Source organism: Lysinibacillus sp. LZ02, assembly GCF_050613145.1.
Classification (GTDB): Bacteria; Bacillota; Bacilli; order Bacillales_A; family Planococcaceae; genus Lysinibacillus_B.
In genome coordinates this window covers 3,593,643-3,611,206 of the sequence record NZ_CP192507.1, presented here as the reverse complement: position 1 = coordinate 3,611,206, position 17,564 = coordinate 3,593,643, and the positions used below count along the sequence as shown (strand labels likewise).

The following is a 17,564-nucleotide window of genomic DNA, read 5'->3' as shown; positions in this document are numbered from 1 at the left end:
TTTAACATACTAGTTATAATGAGAAAATTCACAAATATATATTGCCATTTGAATAACCGTTGCTCTCCGCTCCGGCACTCGCTTTCCACGTGCGAGATTAAGCCTCCTCGTCGCTTATGCTTCGGTGCTCCTGTCGCTACGCTTTCGTCGCAAATAAATTTCCTGCGGTGTCTTGAGGACAACATGATGTTGGTCACGAAGGCGTTGTCACACGATGTGACGGTTTTAGCCTTTGTTCTTTTATCGCTTTTCCCGTAGGAAGCTTTGCACCTGCCGCTTCACTTCCGGTGCAGAAAAACATTGCTCTGTAGCGAAAGGCGTATGCCGTCAGCTACACTCTCGTGCCTCCGCTACAAGCAACTATTGTTCAATGAAAATAATTAGTGGCTTAAAAATAATGAGAAATCCTTATTAATTACAGTAAAGACTAGACAGACTATAATGTGCAAATGGAAAGAAAATGATTTCTTTTAGAAAAGAGAAATGTTTTTCTAGCATATCGAGAAGTATTCACTTTTGCCGTAGCGCGCCATAGCCACAGGAGCCAAGATTTTCTTTGCGACGAAAGTGCAACGTCAGGAGCAGGAACAGGAGATCCAAACAGGCCGCGCCTGTTTTAGCTCCTGTGTAGGCTGTGGCAAAGCGCGGAGGCTATGATACATACCTTGTACTATTTACCTGGTATTTTTAGGATGCGTTTTTGCTCATTACGAGATACCTAGATAAGAGAACATAAATATCTAGATGAAAAGGGAGAACTTATGCGATTACGACATGAATTGAAGTGGAGATACTTGTAACATATTTGAAAAGCCTTCTTGCTATTTAAAAATTTGTGTAATAGAATAATGGTTGAATTCATAATAATTGAATAAATTGAAATTTTACTAGGGGATCCCTTGATAAGGGCTGAGAAGAAAGTAGTTACTTTTAAACCCTCACAACCTGATCAGATTTGTATCTGCGTAGGGAAGTAGAGTGATGTTGGGGTTTTTTGTGTACTTTTTTGTACATGAATCTTATTCAAACAGAACCACTTTCCTTTTCAGGAGAGTGGTTTTTTTATTTGTAAAAAATCACAAAAAGGAGGGTATATGTCTAACATGAAGCTGATGGCAGTAACGGATGATTCGCATACAGTTGTTGAACTGGCAAAGAAAATACTCCAAATCCAGCACAACGTCGATTTTATTCAAATACGAGAAAAGACGAAGACGGTAAAAGAAGTCATGACATTGCTTCACTATTTAGACGAGGGTGGTATTGAAAAAGGGAAACTTATTTTAAATGATCGATTGGATATTGCATTATGTAGTGGCATTCAAACGGTGCATTTGCCAGAAAAGGGGCTGCCTGTGCAAAAGGTGAAGGCGTTATTTCCTCATATCAAGGTAGGGAAGTCTGTACATGATTATGCAGGAGCACAAGAGGCAGAGCGACAAGGGGCTGACTATGTGTTATATGGTCATTGTTTTGAAACGAATAGCAAAAAAGGAAAGTCCCCGCATGGTCTTGCTCCAATCCTTGAGATGAAAAAGCATTTGAAGATTCCTATCTTTGCAATTGGTGGCATCACTTTAGACCGAGTACAGGCATTACAACATATACAAGCAGACGGCATTGCTGTGATGTCAGGTATTTTTTCAGCAGAAAATCCATTCGCTGCAGCAAGTCAATTTGATGAGGTGGTCAAATATGAAAACAAGCTATGAAGTAGCCGTCATTGGTGGCGGAATTATTGGAAGTGCCATCGCTTACTATTTAGCAAAAGAGCAAATCGACGTAGCGGTGTTTGAGGAAAATCAAATCGGCGCAAAAGCGACAAGTGCAGCAGCAGGCATGCTCGGTGCTCATTCGGAATGTGAAGGGGATGTCAATGTCTTTTTCCCTTTTGCAAGATATAGTCAGTCTCTTTATTCGAAGTTGAAAGATGAATTATATGGGTTAAGCGGTATCGACTTAGGATATAGAAAGGGAGGAATTTTAAAGCTTGCCTTTTCTGATCGTGACAAAAAAGAATTAGCGACCATGTTAGCGCAACCGACTGTTACATGGCTGGAAGCAGAAGAAGTAAGAAAACTAGAACGAGATGTTTCCCCTCATATAGTAGGTGCAGCATATATCCAAGACGATATCAATGTGTTACCGATTGGTGTATGCCAGGCTTTTGCTAAAAGCGCTCAAGTTATGGGGGCATCGATTTTTGACTATACAAAGGTGCTACACATAAAAAAACAGCATGACACCTTTCTAATTGAAACGACACGAGGACTTGTGGAAGCGAAGCGCGTTGTCATTGCCAGTGGTGTTTGGAGCACTACTTTCTTTAAGGAGCTAGGTTTACAGTATCAAATGACGCCAGTCAAAGGGGAGTGCATATCCGTTACGGATGAACAGGCTGTTTTAAAGCATACGATTTTTCATGATAAATACTATATTGTCCCAAGAAATAACGGGAAGCTTGTTATTGGCGCAACGATGAAAGAGAACGACTGGACAGAACAAGTGAGTTTAAATGGTATCGAAACATTAATTCAAAAAGCGAAAGAGTTATTGCCTACTAGTGCTCATATGAAAATCGACTCTGTTTGGTCAGGATTACGACCACAAACATTTGATCAAAAACCATTCATCGGTCATCATCCGGAAGATGAATCCATTTTATTTGCAACAGGGCATTATCGCAATGGCATATTGTTAGCTCCAGCAACAGGTGAGATGATTGCCAACCTCATTTTGAAAAGAGACGTAAAAAAAGAGTGGATAGAGGCATTTCGAATTGACCGAGGAAAGCCATTAACCGTTTAGGAGGTGATGAAAGCATGTCTATGATTGTAAATGGAAAGAAAATTGACCTGCCAGAAATAGTTCAGACTGTTCAAGGATTGCTGGCTCATTACAATTTAGAAAATCGCATTGTTGTCGTAGAAGTAAATCAGGAAATTGTTACAAAAGAAAATTATGAAACGACTAGCCTGTCACATGGCGATGTTGTAGAAATTGTTCATTTTGTTGGAGGAGGATGAAATATGTTAAAAATTGCAGATCGTACGTTTCAATCAAGACTTTTATTAGGTACGGGGAAATACCCATCATTTGAAGTACAGAAAAAAGCAGTAGAAGTATCACAATCAGAAATTTTAACGTTTGCTGTGAGAAGAATGAATATTTTTTCAGCGGAACAGCCGAATTTTCTTGAGCAACTAGATTTAACGAAATACACGTTATTACCGAATACAGCAGGGGCTAAAACGGCTGAAGAAGCGGTGCGTATTGCCAAACTTGCGAAAGCTTCTGGGTTATGCGACATGATTAAAGTAGAAGTCATTGGCGATGATCGTACACTTTTACCAGACCCGATTGAAACATTAAGAGCGTCTGAAATGCTGCTTGCGGAAGGGTTTATCGTATTACCGTATACATCGGATGACGTAGTGTTAGCGAAACGCCTTGAAAATCTTGGTGTCCATGCGATTATGCCGGGCGCTTCACCGATTGGATCTGGAAAAGGAATCATTAACCCTCTTAATTTGAAATTTATTATTGAACAGTCAGAAATTCCAGTCATTGTCGATGCAGGTATTGGTGCCCCTAAGGATGTTGCTTATGCAATGGAGCTAGGAGCGGATGCAGTGTTGCTCAATACAGCTGTATCAGGTGCAAAAGATCCAGTGAAAATGGCAGAAGCAATGAAACTAGCAGTAGAAGCTGGAAGACTAGGATTTGAGGCAGGACGAATCGAAGAAAAAGAATATGCTGTAGCAAGTAGCCCGACAACGGGCATGGTGACATCTTGAACAACCGCTATGCACGACAAGCATTATTTTTAGGGAAGCATGTGCAAGAACGTATGCAGCAGACGAAGATTCTAATTATTGGTGCAGGAGCACTTGGCTCGGCTAGCTCTGAAATGCTAGCAAGGGCTGGTGTTGGGCAGATGACTATTGTCGATCGAGATTATGTTGAATGGAGTAACTTACAAAGGCAGCAGCTATATGTAGAGGCAGACGTTCAACAGAAAGTGCCAAAAGCGATCGCTGCTAAAAAACGACTGGAGCAAATTAATAGTGAAATCTCCATTGTAGGCATTGTTGAGGATGTACACGGACTCAATATTGAAGAATTAATGAAAGATCATTCCATTGTCGTAGATGCAACAGATAATTTTGAAACGAGCTTAATCGTCAATGATGCAGCGATGAAGCAAGGAATCCCATATATATTTGGTGCTTGTGTAGGGAGTTATGGGCTGACATTGCCGATTATTCCAGGAGAGACACCTTGTTTACATTGTTTACTCAATCATTTGCCAATGGATGCAATGACATGTGATACGGTTGGTGTCATTAGCCCGATTGTGCAAGTAACAGCTGCCTATCAGGTGACACAAGTATTCAAATGGCTTGCTGGAAAAACATTAGCACCTATTGTACAATCCATCGACCTTTGGAAAGATGAACGAGCTGAAATCAATGTGCAAAAGCTTAAAAACCCTTCTTGTCCAAGTTGCGGAGAGCAGCCAACGTATCCTTTTTTACAATTTGAAAATCAAATGAAAACACATGTACTTTGCGGGCGAGATGCAGTGCAACTCAGACCGGGTATTGCACAAACATACTCATTGGAAGAGATAGCGAACAACATAAACAATCAAGTCACAAACCTTGTGTTAAACCCGTATTTGCTATCGTGTCAATTTGAGGAGTGTCGAATCGTCTTTTTTGCGGACGGGCGTGCCATTATCCATAGTGTCACGGATCCTAAAATAGCACGAGCAGTTTATAATCGATTTATGCAAATTGGGGTAGCAGCTAAGTAACGCAGTCATAGATAAACCTGTCGTATCGACTTCAAGATACGTAGTTTATCTATGACTTTTTATTTCCTTATTTTTAATTCAAAGTTGTATTTTTTATTAATTTTGTTTGCAATCGTCTCTAAGAAAGATTCAACAGTCATGTTTTCCACTTCTCGTGTATACCAAGCTAGTTTTGCGCCATAGTCCTTCTTATTATAATTGACTTCTAATGGCCAAAACGTATTTGTTGCATATGTATAATCAAATTTGATATATAATTCCTTCCCGTTAGGACACTCCATAATTACTTGATACATAGGGTTTTTTCTTTCCGTCTCAAACTTCACTTTCCTAATTTTCGTTAGCATTTATATCCCCCCTGTATTTACTAAATTCGACAAAGGGGGATATTTTCCTTCAATTGTTTGTAGGAGTACGCTAAATGCTCCAAAGTAGAGGGACCTAACAATAATTCACTGTCATAAACATTCCTCCTACCCCGAGAGCCCCGTTATTTGTGACATGGTGCGGCATATGACAGTGAAATGGCCAGATGCCAGGATTATCTGCCAGAAAGCTAATATCCCAAGTTTCTCCAGAGGCAACGAGAATGGTATTTTTACAAATTTGCATATGTTCAGCAATCGGGAATCCATCTGCTCCAACTATACTGAATTGGTGCCCGTGTAAATGCATTGGATGGTGGTTCATTTGGATGTTGCCAAAACGGACTTTCACTGTGTCGCCGTACTCTACAAGCAGAGGCACTGTTAAAGGGTAGCATCGTCCATTAATCGTAAAGAAGTTAAACTCTGGTTTGACGAAAGTTAAGTCATATACACCTTTTGTTAAATCTCCTTGTGGTAAATCGCCAATTGCCCATTCTTGTAGAAGACAAAGGTAATCTTTATATTTGGGCATATGTTGCGTGCTTGGGTCTTCTACAATAAGGCCACCTAATAGACCAGCATGATCTTGTACAGCAACATCTACATTAGCATGATACATATAGGTGCCAGGTGGGTTGTGAATGGTGAAATGGTAATCAAAATAATGTCCAGGTTCGATAAACGGAGAAGGCTCGATTGGCGGGACACCATCCATATTATTTGGAACGATTAGCCCATGCCAGTGAATGCTCGTTTTGACAGGCAAGCGATTAATGACTCGAATACACACATAATCGTCAGGATACACACGAATTGTAGGTCCTGGAGTAGAACCGTTATATCCCCAAGCTTTAATAAAAATCCCGTTTACTAGTTCCCATGTGATTTCCTCTGCGATTAATGTAAAGAATTTTGTCCCATTTGTTTGTATTACATAAGGTAAATCCCTAATGCCGGGTGTGATAACCATATGAAATCCTCCTATAAATATTGTCCTATCCAATGACTAAATGAAATCCAAAGCTGAGTAAATAGCCGATTAGCAGATAAGTTAGCACATTTATTTTCGATGTAGCTCGAACGTTATGTACAATAAATTCAGAAATACTAGTACTAGCGATTAAGCCAATGGAAATGCCTATTAAGATTCCTCCAGATACATTACTTAGATTCGTATAATACCCAAGCCATACAAACACACCAAAGAAAGCGGCAAATCCTGTGAAATAAAGAAGCAATCCAAGAAGTTTTTCACCTTGTGAGAGCATAATAGTTGTGATTGCAAAACCTTCAGGAAGATGATGTAGCACGATAGAAGCTGTAAGAGCAATCCCGAGTGTCGCATTGCCAAGTAAATTTCCGATAGTGAGGCTAAGTGGAATCGTATGAATCAGTATAGCGATTGTGAGCAAGTAGACGGATTGTTTTTGTAGGTTTGTCTGATAGAAAAAATGGTGCAGTATGAGAAATAGCAGATGCCCAATGAGAAAACCGAGTATAAGGCTTAACAGCTCATACATCTGTAAAGAACTAGGGATAATTTCGAGTAGAAGTAATCCAATTAAAAACCCGCCACATAGTAGCGATAAATGATGTGTTGTCTGACGAAATAGCGCTGAAAAGAGCCAAGCAATGCCCCCACCGATACTAACACTTAAAAAAATAAAGCCACTCACAATCATGACATTCAACATGATCCTTCTTTCTATCTAGAGTAATCGGAGACCGATTCTGTAAATTATATGTGCGGGAAATATGTATATTCTTATGTGTTGTTCCTTGAAAACATATACTTTCCTATCCATCAAAAAGACCAGTACATCTATGCACTGGCCCAAAATTTTTAAATCGTGAAATTTTGTATATCATTTGTAGTAGTGGTTTTTTATTCACCTCTTAGCTTATAACGATGGATGCCTGCTTTCATTTGTTCAGCTGTTTCGAGAAGCTGGTGAGCACGATTTGCTACTTCTTGTAGGGAACTACTTGATTGTTCAGCAGAAGCAGCTGTTTCTTCAATACCTGCCGCTGCTTCTTCAGTTACAGCGGCAATTTCTTCAATTATTTTGCCGACATTCTCACTGTCTGCTGTTACTTGATTGATACGGTGAGATGTATCTTGAATATTTTGTGTAACGAGATGAATAGCTTGATTGATTTTATCAAAGGTTTCGCTTGTTACTCGCATCTGTTCAGAGCCTTTTTCAATCTCTGTATAGCCATTTTGAAGCGAGTCTGTTACAGTACGTGTTTCGAACTGAATTTTATCGATAATTTGAGTGATATTGACAACAGAATGTGAAACTTGTTCCGCTAATTTTTTTACTTCAGATGCCACAACAGCAAAGCCCTTTCCAGCTTCTCCGGCCCGAGCTGCCTCAATAGCAGCATTCAGTGCAAGTAAATTTGTTTGGGCTGAAATTTCTTCGATGACCGCAACGAGTTGATAAATTTCTTGTGATTGTTTTCCTAGTTCTTGTACGTTAACAACAGATATTTTAAAGACATCATTAATCATTGCCATTTGAGAAAGCGATTGATTCATCAATTGCTGACCATGAGTTGTCATTTCGAGAATTTCATCCGATTGAATCGTCATTTTTTGTCCGTTGTCATTAATTTCATTGATGTTTTGTGTGAATGATTCAATCTTGCTCACCATTTCCCCTGATAGATTTGCTTGTGCCTCCGCACCTGTTGCTAGCTCAGTCATGGTCATGGCAATCTGTTCAGAGCCATTACTCACTTCTGTTGTTGAGTATGAAATTTCCTGGCTACCTTGATATAGGTGATCTGCAGCCTGTTGAATTTGCTGAAGTAGTTTATTATTGTTTTCGCTGACAGCATTGGTAGCATGCATTAGCACACCAATTTCATCTTTTAAGTTGACTGTAAGTGCTTGATCACTCAAATCTCCATCGGCAATTTTTTGGAGTCGGTGCATAACACGGTTAACTGGTTTAACAATGCTGTTTGTGACATAGAGAGCAATAAGCAAGCCAATAATCACGATGATTGTAATGAAAATAATATTGATCATCATAATACTAGTGCCTAATTGGCTAATTTCATCCCCTTGCTTTGCCATTATTGCTTCGCGGTTAGCCGTCATTTCATTGTAGCCTGTCATTAATTCCCGTGCTTGTATTTGTGCCTCACCACTTAATAAGGCAATCGCTGCAGCTGCATCTCCTTGGTCATATAAAGGAAATATCTCATTTTCAACCGTATTCTGCCACTGTTGACCTAATTGAATAAGATTTTTTACTTTATCGGAATCTGAGTGCTCGATTAGCTGTTGTTCTAAATCAATTGTTTGTTGGCTATATCGTTCAAATTCCTCTTTATAACTCGTATCGCCTGTAAGTACATATCCACGTGCTAATGCAATTTTTTGTGAAATATTGAATGCCATTGTTTCATCTAATACGAGTAAGTTCACTTCATCTTTAATGACGATTTCTGTTTTTTGATGAATGTACTTCATTGTCAAAATAAGATAGCTCGATAACGTTAGCATAAGTAATAAAACAATACCGAACCCCACTAAAATTTTTTTCTTTACTGATTTTAATTGAGTAATACGCATGATAAGCTCCCCTTAACTTTTCCATAAATATCTATATCTATTGTTTTATTATAATGCTAATTGGAGGTTTTTAAATTTAGTTAAATATATTTTTTACCTGTTCAAGAAAAAAATGTGCGAAAAAAGTCACAGGATAATAATCTCGTATAGTTATCACATGATTATTAAGTACGTTCTTTGACCGCGTTGCATAGGATAATTTGAGAAATGTACGAAAGGGTGGAAGAAAATGTACTATGCACCTTGGATGTATTCATATTCGTCCCCTCCTTATATGCATGTACCAATGTGTAACTGTGTGGGACAACAGAATTATGGAACGGCAATGAATGGCACTTACCAATTTGGATTTTGCCCATCAGTAATGGAAAGAAATCAAATGGAGCTAAAAGATTATGGAGCAAACCCATTTGTCATAGATATTAATGAAGCATCGAAACAGAACGATGCGTATCGGACTGCTTTATGGACAGGGAAGCATTTGCAAGTAACGTTGATGAGCCTTCAACCGGGGGAAGATATCGGATTCGAAATTCATCCTCAACTGGATCAATTTGTACGGATTGAACAGGGGCAAGGGATTATTCAAATGGGAAAAACAAGAGAACAGTTACACTTTGTAAGAAGTGTACATGATGATGATGCGATTATCATCCCAGCTGGCACATGGCATAACTTAACGAATACAGGGAATATCCCGCTAAAGCTGTACTCGATTTATGCTCCTCCACAACACCCATTTGGCACGGTACATGTAACGAAAGAAGAGGCAATGCGTGCAGAAGACCATCATTAAGACCGTTATATGGTGAGCATTCGAAACCTAATTCATATGAATGAGTTGGGTTTTTTTATTTATTTTTCGTATCAAGAGTTTGAATTTTGAATAGTCTGTATATTTGGTATATCATTATAGAAGGCTATGACTAATTTGATAGATGTGTTGATTATACAAATACTAGTAGATCATAAGCGTGCTTTTTAGTGAAATGATTAATAAAAAGCCGTGCCTGCGGAAAGCGAGTCAGCCGTAGCGGAAATCAACGTATTCTAATGTTCTCTTTAACAATTAAGAGGTAAATCAACAGATAATTTGATAGAGTAATCATTTATTTGATTGAAAAATAAGGAGTGTTTTATAGGTGAAAGCAGTTGTGCATGAAAAGACAATAGGCTTTGAAGGTCTTACATATCGAGATATAGAAAAGGTGCAGCCAAAAGCGGGGGAGGTTCGAGTAAAGCTCAAAGCAGCCGGACTTAATCACCGTGATTTATTTGTCCTTAACCGTCATCAACCAACAGATCCCCCTCTTATTATCGGGTCAGATGGCGCAGGGATTATTGATGCGATTGGTGAAGGAGTATCCGATGTTCAAATGGGTACTGAAGTTGTCATTAATCCGGGACTTGGCTGGAAAGAAAAGAGTGATGCGCCACCTGAAGGATTCGAAATTCTCGGTCTTCCGTTTCATGGTACTTTTGCGGAATACGTTGTCATTCCTGCTGAAAATGTAGTACCAAAGCCGGGACATTTAACATGGGAAGAAGCGGGGGTATTATCTCTCGCGGCACTTACAGCATATCGAGCATTATTTACGAGAGGACGTGTACAGCCAGGAATGAAGGTACTGATTCCTGGTATCGGTAGTGGTGTCGCCACGTTTTTATTACAATTTGCGAAAGCAGCTGGTGCGATCGTGTATGTGACATCGCGCTCAGAAGAGAAGGGTAAAAGGGCGTTAGAAATGGGCGCTGATCAGGCAATTGATAGCAATACAGATTGGAACGAGGCACTCGGTGGAGAAAAGATGGACCTTGTCATTGAATGTGTAGGCGCGGCGACGTTTAATAAATCACTAGAACAGCTTCGTCCAGGCGGTACAATCGTCACTTTTGGAGCTTCGGCAGGGGATGTCGTGCCACTGAATCTTCGCGCATTTTTCTATGGTCAGTTTAGCCTTTTAGGTTCAACAATGGGGAGCGCAGAAGAATTTCGTGAAATGCTGCAATTTATAAAGAAGCATAATATCACGCCAATTATCGATGCAATGTATCCTTTAGAGCAGTTTGAACAAGCATTCAAGCGATTAGAAAATGCACAACAATTAGGGAAAATCGGGTTTGTCATTGACTAAAGGGGTAACTAGGAAAAACTAAAGATTTTCTATACATGGGGGGATGAATATGGAGGAAAAAGTGATAAAAGCGATTCAAGATGATTATCCAGATGATTTAGCTTGGTGCTATGGATGTGGACGATTAAATGAACAGGGGCATCATCTTCGTACAGGCTGGCTTGGTGAGAAAACGATTACGATGTACACGCCAAGGCCAGAGTATACAGGGGGAATTCCAGGGTTTGTATATGGCGGTTTGCTCGCATCGTTTATCGATTGCCATAGTGCGGGCTCAGCCTCGTTGTATTTACATCGTAAAAATGGCAATGAAATAGGTGACGGGGTGAATCCACCGCGCTTTGTAACAAGCTCCTTACAAGTAAATTATAAACAACCGACCCCAATGGGCGGACCATTAAAGGCAATCGGTATTATAGAAGAAATTCATCCGAAAAAGTATAAAGTGTACACCGAAGTATTTGCGGACGATCAACTCGTTGTAACGGGAGAAGTAATCGTTGTGTTAATGCCTAAGACATTTCGGAAGGAAGAATAAAAACTAGAGCCATTACCGTTACTTCAATCGTATCATAACTACTGTAGCCCGAAAATGCGATAAAGCTTTTCGGGCTTTCTTCATATGGATAGTTGCAATCATCTTAAATGACGAAAACTAGTGAACATAATGATGAACAATATGGCTAACAATATGAATGAAGGGGATTAATATATTGATCATTTTTAGTAATAGAAATCAAAATATATATTAAAAAGAGGGATCAAATGAGTAAAAATCCACATTATTTTTGGGCCGTGCCATTACCGGATACGATTAAGAAAATCATTCATGCGGAGATGCTGCATGTAAAACATATTTTCCAGTTTAACCGCTGGGTACATATGGATGATTATCATATTACTTTAGCTTTTCTCGGTGCTGTAGAGGAGCAAAAACTTCAAACAGTGATTGATTTAGTAGGTGACGCTATGACGAAAGGGCAAAGCTTTTCTTTGCAAATTACAAGGCTTAATATTTTCGGCAATGAGCAAACACCGCGAATTTTTTGGGGAGCAGTAAATGAGGAACGTGCACTATTTCAACTGCAAGCAATTGTGCATCAACAATGTTTAGATGCTGGATTTACGTTAGATACGCGTCCGTACCACCCTCATATTACATTCGCACGGAAATGGTCTAGTGCTGAAGGGTTCGATAAGGGGCTATTAGCAGAGTATAATCCCTTTCAAGCTAAGCCGTTATCTTTTCATGTAGACGAAATCGTATTGTATAAAACAAATATGGAACAAACTCCTAAATATGAGCCAATTATAAAAATCTCGATCAAATAAAAGTTTGGTTTAACGCCAAAATTTGTTCGCCCTTTAAGGAAGTATGTAGGTGTATTCATGTAACCAATTAGTTAATTTCAGTAATAAATTGACTGAATAAATGCTTTATGGTAATTTAAGGGTGATGATAGGCAAATCTATTGAAAGATAGAGACGCAAAGTTACAGGTCTAAGGTGTTGGATGCTAGGATGGCTGAACTGCAAAAGGATATTAGTAATAGTCGGTTATACGTCTGTTGATTAGTGAAAAAGTATGCCATTTATTTACGAATACAAGCTATTTCCTATTCTAGAAGGTAGCTAAAATATAGATGGTAAATCACTCTTCCACCATTTTTAATCTAAAAATAGATAATCAACATATATGATGAAGTTATTACAAGTTTCCTAGTAGCCTATTATTTAAATAGGCTTTTTTATTTGTCTCTATTTCAAACTTAATGGCAACTAGTTAAATGGAATGTTGTATGTGTAGTTTTTTTACAAAATATTATCATTATATTAAAGGCTGTCATTCATTAAAAAAGTATAATCATTAAAAAAGTAGGGAGGTAAAAATTTTGAAATTTATAAAGGGTATGTCATTAAAGAACAGATTGTTATTGATTGTTTCTAGCATTGTTTTAGTACTTACTACTATTATTACATTTCAGAGTATTAATGAACTAAATAATCGCATGGATGCAGACCTTGAGCAAGAACTGAAAAGTGTAGGGATTCTAACAGCAATGACCCTTGATCAGGAAGAAATCGAATCTTTATTATCTGTAAAAGGTGAGGAAGATCAAGTTTTCCAGAAAGTACAAAATCAGTTAGATACTATCCAAAATGAACAAGGAATTATGAGTTGGAGTTATCTTTGGAAAATAGAAGATAACAACATTATTCCAATCGGTTATACTTCCAATTTAAATGAAGTATACGAAGCAGGAGAAGCTTTTGCCGATTTAGCCCCTGAGCATACTGAAACAGCTAAGCTTGCACTTGACAATAATCAAGTAGAAGTGACTGAAATTTTCGAAGATGCTTTCGGAACATGGCGAACAGTATTTGCCCCAATTAAAGATGGTAGAGGGGAAGTTATTGCATTAATAGGGATTGATTATTCAGCAGATTATATTCATGCGATTATTAAATCGAGTATTATCAAACAAATTGCGATTACAGTAATTGGTCTTGTCATTTTATTAGTCTTACTTTACATATTCATTGTGCGACTACTTAAACCACTTGGAAAAGTAGTAGAGGTAGCAAATCAAGTAGCCAATGGAGAATTGAAGGACGTAGATTTGGAAATTACGAATGATGAAATTGGCCACTTATCTCAATCTATTCAAACAATGGTTTCGAATTTACAACATCTTATATTAAACATTAGAAATGCGTCGAACCATATTTCTACTGCAGCCAATCAACTGAATGTGAATGCGACAGGTGTATATGACAGTTCTACATATATTGCGAAGGACATGGAGCAGATTACGCAAAATGCTGAAGCATCTTTAATCACAACAGAAGAAACAGCTACTGCTATGGAAGAAACAACGATGGGCATACAGCAAATTGCAGATTCGGCAAATAGTGCAGCTGAATCATCTAGTTCTTCCTCGCAAGCGTCAAGACGTGGGGATAATGTTGTTCAACAAGTTATTTCCCAAATGCAATTAATCAATGAATCCGTTGAGCAAATTGGCAAAACAATTAATGGTTTGCATGTAAGTACAAATAAAATTGGTGACATTGTAAACATTATTACGGAAATTGCAGATCAAACGAATTTACTCGCACTCAATGCAGCGATTGAAGCTGCGCGAGCGGGTGAACATGGTAAAGGATTTGCGGTTGTGGCAGATGAGGTAAGAAGATTAGCAGAACAATCCTCTCAATCAGCAACGGAAATATACAATTTGATTAGCACAATTCAATCTGATTCAAATGCCTCACTTGTTGTGATGGAAAAAGGAAAAGAAGATGTAAAAGCTGGGATGGAATATACAAATGAGGTAGGCAAAATCTTTAAAGATATCTTAACTTCTTCAGAAGAAGTAGCAAGTCAAATTAGAGAAATTTCTGCAGCATCTCAACAAATATCAGCTTCTTCAGAAGAAGTGACAGCATCGGTCAATCATATTACACACTCTGCACAAAAATCTTCCGCATTCTCGACGAATGTGTCAGAAGCTACACAGCAACAATTAGTAACGATGCAGGAAGTAACACAGGCTTCTGCTTCACTAGGCGAAACGGCAGAGGAATTACAAGCACTTGTAGCTAAATTTAAATTGGAGAACGAGCGTTAATGGAATTGAATTTTAATGGAAAAAATGTATTGATTACAGGTTCAAGTAAAGGAATAGGGAGATCGATTGCATTAGCGTTTGCAGAGCAAGGAGCCAATATTCTAATAAATTACATTGGAGACGAGAAAGAGGCAGAAGAAGTCCGTGTGCAAGCGGAGAAGTTTGGGGGACAGGCCTTAAAATTTCATGCCGATGTATCGGATTCTCAACAAGTTCAAGAAATGTTTCGTTACATGGACAATCACTTAGGCAAGATTGATGTATTAATAAACAATGCTGGATTTGCACAGTCTTCTAATATTATAGATTTAACAGATGAACAGTGGGATCGGATGATTAAAGTGCATCTGTACGGTTGTTTCTATAATAGTAGAGAAGCAGCGAAAAGAATGAAGCAAAAAGGCAGTGGGAAAATTATTAATATTTCCTCTGATCTTGGTAGCTTAGGATGTGAAGAGTTTACACATTATTCAGCTGCCAAAGGTGGTATTAATGCATTTACAAAAGCTTTGGGTAGAGAGTTAGCCCCTCATATTTTAGTAAATGCAGTAGCCCCTAGTGGAACATATACAGACATTTTGAAAGAATTTGGCGAAAATTATATTGAAGAAGAGTCCGCTAAATATCCTTTGAAACGACTAGCGCACCCAGAAGAAATAGCGAAAAGCGTGTTATTTTTAGCTTCAGAACATGCTAATTTCTATACAGGTCAAATTTTAACCCCTAATGGTGGAGTCGTTATGAATGGATAAGGAGTATTCAAATGTTAAATATTATCGTATTCAGCCTATATCTAATTTTTATTTATTATGTAGGTTATAAAGGCTACAAACGTGTACAAACAGCAGAAGACTTAATTGTTGCAGGCTGGAGTATGCCATTATCTGTTGTTACAGGAAGTTTAATTGCTGCATTATTAGCGGCACCATTCTTTTTTGCTGCTGTTGGATCAGGTTATACAAGTGGCGGTTTTGAAGGGTCAGCCACAATGGGTGGATTAGGCACATGTATGATTTTAGGTGGACTCATTTGGACGAAGCCACTTAGAAGATTAAAAGGTTGGACTCTAGCAGATTACTATGGACTGAGATACGGTAGCAAAAAATTAGGTGCTTACACAGGTATTGTAATGGCCATTGCATTCGGTGTTTTCAATGCAGCCGCATTAACAGTTGGCGGAACGTATATTATTCAGCAATTACTGCAAATCGATTTTCTTCCGGCCGCGTTATTATTCGTTTCTTTAACCGTATTATATTCAGTAATCGGTGGACTATGGGCAGTAGCTTATACTGAGATTGTACAAGGTGCACTTGCGATTGCTGGTATTTTAGGTATTACTATTTTTGTTTTATTTTACTATCCTGATATTACATTTAATCCGGAATGGTGGAATATTAGTGAATTATTCAATAAGGCGGGAGTAGAATTCTGGTCGTTATACCTTGTGCTAGCGCTTGGCGATATTCCAGCAGTGGATTTGGGACAACGGGTTGCCGCAGCGAAAAGTCCAAAGGTAGCACAGCGTAGTATGATGATTGCTGGTGCTGTTATTATTGCAATTAGCTGGATTCCTGGAATGCTAGGTGAGGCATTCAGAACAATTTATCCAAATAGCGATAATCCAGAAATATTGATGCTAGCTTTTGCACAGGGCTACTTTCCGCCCCTTATAGCCGCCATTTTCTTAACGGCGATGGCAGCGATGGGGATGTCAACAGTTGCGGCATGTTATGTTGCTACTTCAGGCATTGTAACGAAAAATATTTATTTAGATTTTATTAACCCCAATCCAAACCCTAAAACGTTATTACGTTTTTCGAGACTCGTAATTCTTTCAAGTGCTTTGTTAGGCTTAGTATTAGCAGTTAGCTTCCAAAAGGTAATCGATTTAGCTTATTTAGCATGGGATATCATTTTCGTAACGATTTTTTGGCCGATTGTATTAGGACCATTTTGGAAGCGAGTGAGTACACCTGCTGTTTGGGCCAGTATATCCGTAGGGCTCATTTATTACATAGTCACTTCATTGACATCGGTTCCTGCGCTTCCTATACAATCAGAAGGGTTTATAGGATTACTGCATGAACTATGGTTAGCCCCTGTTTTCTCAGGCGTTGTGATTTCAGGGATTACAATCGTTGTAGTTAGCTTACTTGTTCCTCCTACTGAACATGTACTAGAAATGCACAGGGTTGAAAAAAATAAAGCATTAGATAATGTAGAAAGTAAATAATATAATGAAAATGGCGAGAGACTATAAACGTATAGATCTCGTCATTTTTTATTGAAAATTGATATTTGCTGACTTTTATGTAGGGTCTATAAATATCAATGCTTGTGAATTGATGTATTTTCACTTAGAATAAAATACTGTTTAACAGAATGACGGTTAATTATTTAAATACGATGAATGAGTGTTAGGTTTTATCTTGAAATAGCACGATAGTACAGGAGGTTTTTATATGACAAATAATGATATATTAATTCGCTTACGCTATGCACTGGATATTAAAAATATCGACATGGTAGATATTTTTAAGCTGGGGGGCATGAACGTCACAAAAGAAGAGGTGCTTAACATGCTCATCAAAGTAAGAGAAGATGAGGAAGCACCCGAAAACTTTGTTAAAGTAAATAATAAAATGCTCGAGGCGTTTTTAAATGGCTTTATTACATTTAAGCGTGGACCGCAAAAAGATAAAGAGGGCAATGTAGCGGGTCCGGTGCCGGTAACAGGTAAGGAAAGTGCCAATAACATGCTGTTAAAGAAAGTAAAGATTGCCTTACAGCTAACGAGCGAAGATGTACTAGACCTTTTGTATGAAGGTGGCGTAACGGTATCCAAAGGAGAAATCGGTGCTATTTTACGCAACACGGGTCATAAAAACTACAAGGAATGTGGCGATCGCTTCGCACGTTGTTTCTTAAAAGGTTTGACAATGAAATACAGAGGATAGTGTATAAAGCGATACGGCATAGACTGTATCGCTTTTTTCTATACCACAATTCCTAAAAGTG

The 17,564-nt window shown here is 38.4% G+C and carries 17 protein-coding genes and 2 riboswitches; of the genes, 13 read left to right on the top strand and 4 right to left on the bottom strand.

The genetic code is table 11. The features are described 5' to 3' along the window. The first annotated feature begins 879 nt into the window (after nucleotides 1-879). A riboswitch (TPP riboswitch) is annotated at nucleotides 880-989 on the top strand. Nucleotides 990-1,094: 105 nt separating this feature from the next. From ACQQ2I_RS17540 to ACQQ2I_RS17520, 5 genes are read left to right on the top strand one after another with little or no spacing between them, the layout of a single operon-like run. Then, complete coding sequence (locus tag ACQQ2I_RS17540; protein WP_431028045.1) at nucleotides 1,095-1,712, top strand: thiamine phosphate synthase; 618 nt, start codon at nucleotides 1,095-1,097, stop codon at nucleotides 1,710-1,712. After that, a complete protein-coding gene (gene thiO, locus ACQQ2I_RS17535; protein WP_431028044.1) occupies nucleotides 1,696-2,808 on the top strand; it encodes a glycine oxidase ThiO in 1,113 nt (370 codons plus the stop codon). The genes ACQQ2I_RS17540 and thiO overlap by 17 nt, the downstream gene beginning before the upstream one ends. Before the next feature lie 14 nt (nucleotides 2,809-2,822). Continuing rightward, complete coding sequence (thiS, locus tag ACQQ2I_RS17530; protein ID WP_431028043.1) at nucleotides 2,823-3,026, top strand: sulfur carrier protein ThiS; 204 nt, start codon at nucleotides 2,823-2,825, stop codon at nucleotides 3,024-3,026. A 3-nt stretch (nucleotides 3,027-3,029) separates the two neighbouring features. Further along, nucleotides 3,030-3,797, top strand: coding sequence for a thiazole synthase (locus ACQQ2I_RS17525; protein WP_431028042.1), 768 nt, complete (start codon nucleotides 3,030-3,032; stop codon nucleotides 3,795-3,797). Continuing rightward, nucleotides 3,794-4,819 carry a ThiF family adenylyltransferase gene (locus tag ACQQ2I_RS17520; RefSeq protein ID WP_431028041.1) on the top strand — a complete coding sequence of 342 codons (1,026 nt, stop codon included), beginning with the start codon at nucleotides 3,794-3,796 and terminating at the stop codon, nucleotides 4,817-4,819. The genes ACQQ2I_RS17525 and ACQQ2I_RS17520 overlap by 4 nt, the downstream gene beginning before the upstream one ends. Before the next feature lie 59 nt (nucleotides 4,820-4,878). On the opposite strand, the gene ACQQ2I_RS17515 is transcribed toward ACQQ2I_RS17520, so the two are convergent. The 4 genes from ACQQ2I_RS17515 to ACQQ2I_RS17500 all read right to left on the bottom strand — a co-directional run bounded on the left by ACQQ2I_RS17515 (nucleotide 4,879) and on the right by ACQQ2I_RS17500 (nucleotide 8,776). Beyond that, nucleotides 4,879-5,166: a hypothetical protein gene (locus ACQQ2I_RS17515; RefSeq protein WP_431028040.1), complete on the bottom strand. Its 288-nt coding sequence runs from the start codon at nucleotides 5,164-5,166 to the stop codon at nucleotides 4,879-4,881. Between the two features lie 94 nt (nucleotides 5,167-5,260). After that, nucleotides 5,261-6,157 carry a multicopper oxidase family protein gene (locus ACQQ2I_RS17510; RefSeq protein ID WP_431028039.1) on the bottom strand — a complete coding sequence of 299 codons (897 nt, stop codon included), beginning with the start codon at nucleotides 6,155-6,157 and terminating at the stop codon, nucleotides 5,261-5,263. 25 nt (nucleotides 6,158-6,182) lie between these two features. After that, nucleotides 6,183-6,881: a zinc transporter family protein gene (locus ACQQ2I_RS17505; protein WP_431028038.1), complete on the bottom strand. Its 699-nt coding sequence runs from the start codon at nucleotides 6,879-6,881 to the stop codon at nucleotides 6,183-6,185. A gap of 191 nt (nucleotides 6,882-7,072) precedes the next feature. Then, nucleotides 7,073-8,776 carry a methyl-accepting chemotaxis protein gene (locus ACQQ2I_RS17500; protein ID WP_431028037.1) on the bottom strand — a complete coding sequence of 568 codons (1,704 nt, stop codon included), beginning with the start codon at nucleotides 8,774-8,776 and terminating at the stop codon, nucleotides 7,073-7,075. Between the two features lie 229 nt (nucleotides 8,777-9,005). Between ACQQ2I_RS17500 and ACQQ2I_RS17495 the strand changes: the two genes are divergently transcribed. The 8 genes from ACQQ2I_RS17495 to ACQQ2I_RS17460 all read left to right on the top strand — a co-directional run bounded on the left by ACQQ2I_RS17495 (nucleotide 9,006) and on the right by ACQQ2I_RS17460 (nucleotide 17,503). Continuing rightward, entirely contained in the window at nucleotides 9,006-9,572 is a 567-nt protein-coding gene (locus tag ACQQ2I_RS17495; RefSeq protein WP_431028036.1) for a cupin domain-containing protein, read from the top strand. 346 nt (nucleotides 9,573-9,918) lie between these two features. After that, nucleotides 9,919-10,911, top strand: coding sequence for a zinc-binding dehydrogenase (locus tag ACQQ2I_RS17490; RefSeq protein WP_431028035.1), 993 nt, complete (start codon nucleotides 9,919-9,921; stop codon nucleotides 10,909-10,911). 49 nt (nucleotides 10,912-10,960) lie between these two features. After that, on the top strand, nucleotides 10,961-11,449 hold the full coding sequence (locus ACQQ2I_RS17485; RefSeq protein WP_431028034.1) for a PaaI family thioesterase: 489 nt from the start codon (nucleotides 10,961-10,963) through the stop codon (nucleotides 11,447-11,449). A gap of 227 nt (nucleotides 11,450-11,676) precedes the next feature. Continuing rightward, entirely contained in the window at nucleotides 11,677-12,243 is a 567-nt protein-coding gene (gene thpR / locus ACQQ2I_RS17480) for an RNA 2',3'-cyclic phosphodiesterase (RefSeq protein ID WP_431028033.1), read from the top strand. Nucleotides 12,244-12,363: 120 nt separating this feature from the next. Beyond that, nucleotides 12,364-12,449: riboswitch (cyclic di-GMP riboswitch) on the top strand. 354 nt (nucleotides 12,450-12,803) lie between these two features. Then, nucleotides 12,804-14,543, top strand: coding sequence for a methyl-accepting chemotaxis protein (locus ACQQ2I_RS17475; protein WP_431028032.1), 1,740 nt, complete (start codon nucleotides 12,804-12,806; stop codon nucleotides 14,541-14,543). Beyond that, complete coding sequence (locus ACQQ2I_RS17470) at nucleotides 14,543-15,295, top strand: SDR family NAD(P)-dependent oxidoreductase (RefSeq protein WP_431028031.1); 753 nt, start codon at nucleotides 14,543-14,545, stop codon at nucleotides 15,293-15,295. Before ACQQ2I_RS17475 ends, ACQQ2I_RS17470 begins: the two co-directional genes overlap by 1 nt. Nucleotides 15,296-15,306: 11 nt before the next feature. Continuing rightward, nucleotides 15,307-16,779, top strand: coding sequence for a sodium:solute symporter family protein (locus ACQQ2I_RS17465; RefSeq protein WP_431028030.1), 1,473 nt, complete (start codon nucleotides 15,307-15,309; stop codon nucleotides 16,777-16,779). Nucleotides 16,780-17,008: 229 nt separating this feature from the next. Then, the gene (locus ACQQ2I_RS17460) at nucleotides 17,009-17,503 is read left to right on the top strand and encodes a DUF1456 family protein (protein ID WP_431028029.1); all 495 of its coding nucleotides are present in this window, start codon (nucleotides 17,009-17,011) and stop codon (nucleotides 17,501-17,503) included. The last annotated feature ends 61 nt before the right edge of the window (nucleotides 17,504-17,564 follow it).

Bases quoted from the DNA above. Each gene is read 5' to 3' on its own strand.
- ACQQ2I_RS17540 (WP_431028045.1), top strand. From the start codon at position 1,095: ATGTCTAACATGAAGCTGATGGCAGTAACGGATGATTCGCATACAGTT.
- thiO (WP_431028044.1), top strand. From the start codon at position 1,696: ATGAAAACAAGCTATGAAGTAGCCGTCATTGGTGGCGGAATTATTGGA.
- thiS (WP_431028043.1), top strand. From the start codon at position 2,823: ATGTCTATGATTGTAAATGGAAAGAAAATTGACCTGCCAGAAATAGTT.
- ACQQ2I_RS17525 (WP_431028042.1), top strand. From the start codon at position 3,030: ATGTTAAAAATTGCAGATCGTACGTTTCAATCAAGACTTTTATTAGGT.
- ACQQ2I_RS17515 (WP_431028040.1), bottom strand. From the start codon at position 5,166: ATGCTAACGAAAATTAGGAAAGTGAAGTTTGAGACGGAAAGAAAAAAC.
- ACQQ2I_RS17510 (WP_431028039.1), bottom strand. From the start codon at position 6,157: ATGGTTATCACACCCGGCATTAGGGATTTACCTTATGTAATACAAACA.
- ACQQ2I_RS17505 (WP_431028038.1), bottom strand. From the start codon at position 6,881: ATGTTGAATGTCATGATTGTGAGTGGCTTTATTTTTTTAAGTGTTAGT.
- ACQQ2I_RS17500 (WP_431028037.1), bottom strand. From the start codon at position 8,776: ATGCGTATTACTCAATTAAAATCAGTAAAGAAAAAAATTTTAGTGGGG.
- ACQQ2I_RS17495 (WP_431028036.1), top strand. From the start codon at position 9,006: ATGTACTATGCACCTTGGATGTATTCATATTCGTCCCCTCCTTATATG.
- ACQQ2I_RS17485 (WP_431028034.1), top strand. From the start codon at position 10,961: ATGGAGGAAAAAGTGATAAAAGCGATTCAAGATGATTATCCAGATGAT.
- thpR (WP_431028033.1), top strand. From the start codon at position 11,677: ATGAGTAAAAATCCACATTATTTTTGGGCCGTGCCATTACCGGATACG.
- ACQQ2I_RS17470 (WP_431028031.1), top strand. From the start codon at position 14,543: ATGGAATTGAATTTTAATGGAAAAAATGTATTGATTACAGGTTCAAGT.
- ACQQ2I_RS17465 (WP_431028030.1), top strand. From the start codon at position 15,307: ATGTTAAATATTATCGTATTCAGCCTATATCTAATTTTTATTTATTAT.
- ACQQ2I_RS17460 (WP_431028029.1), top strand. From the start codon at position 17,009: ATGACAAATAATGATATATTAATTCGCTTACGCTATGCACTGGATATT.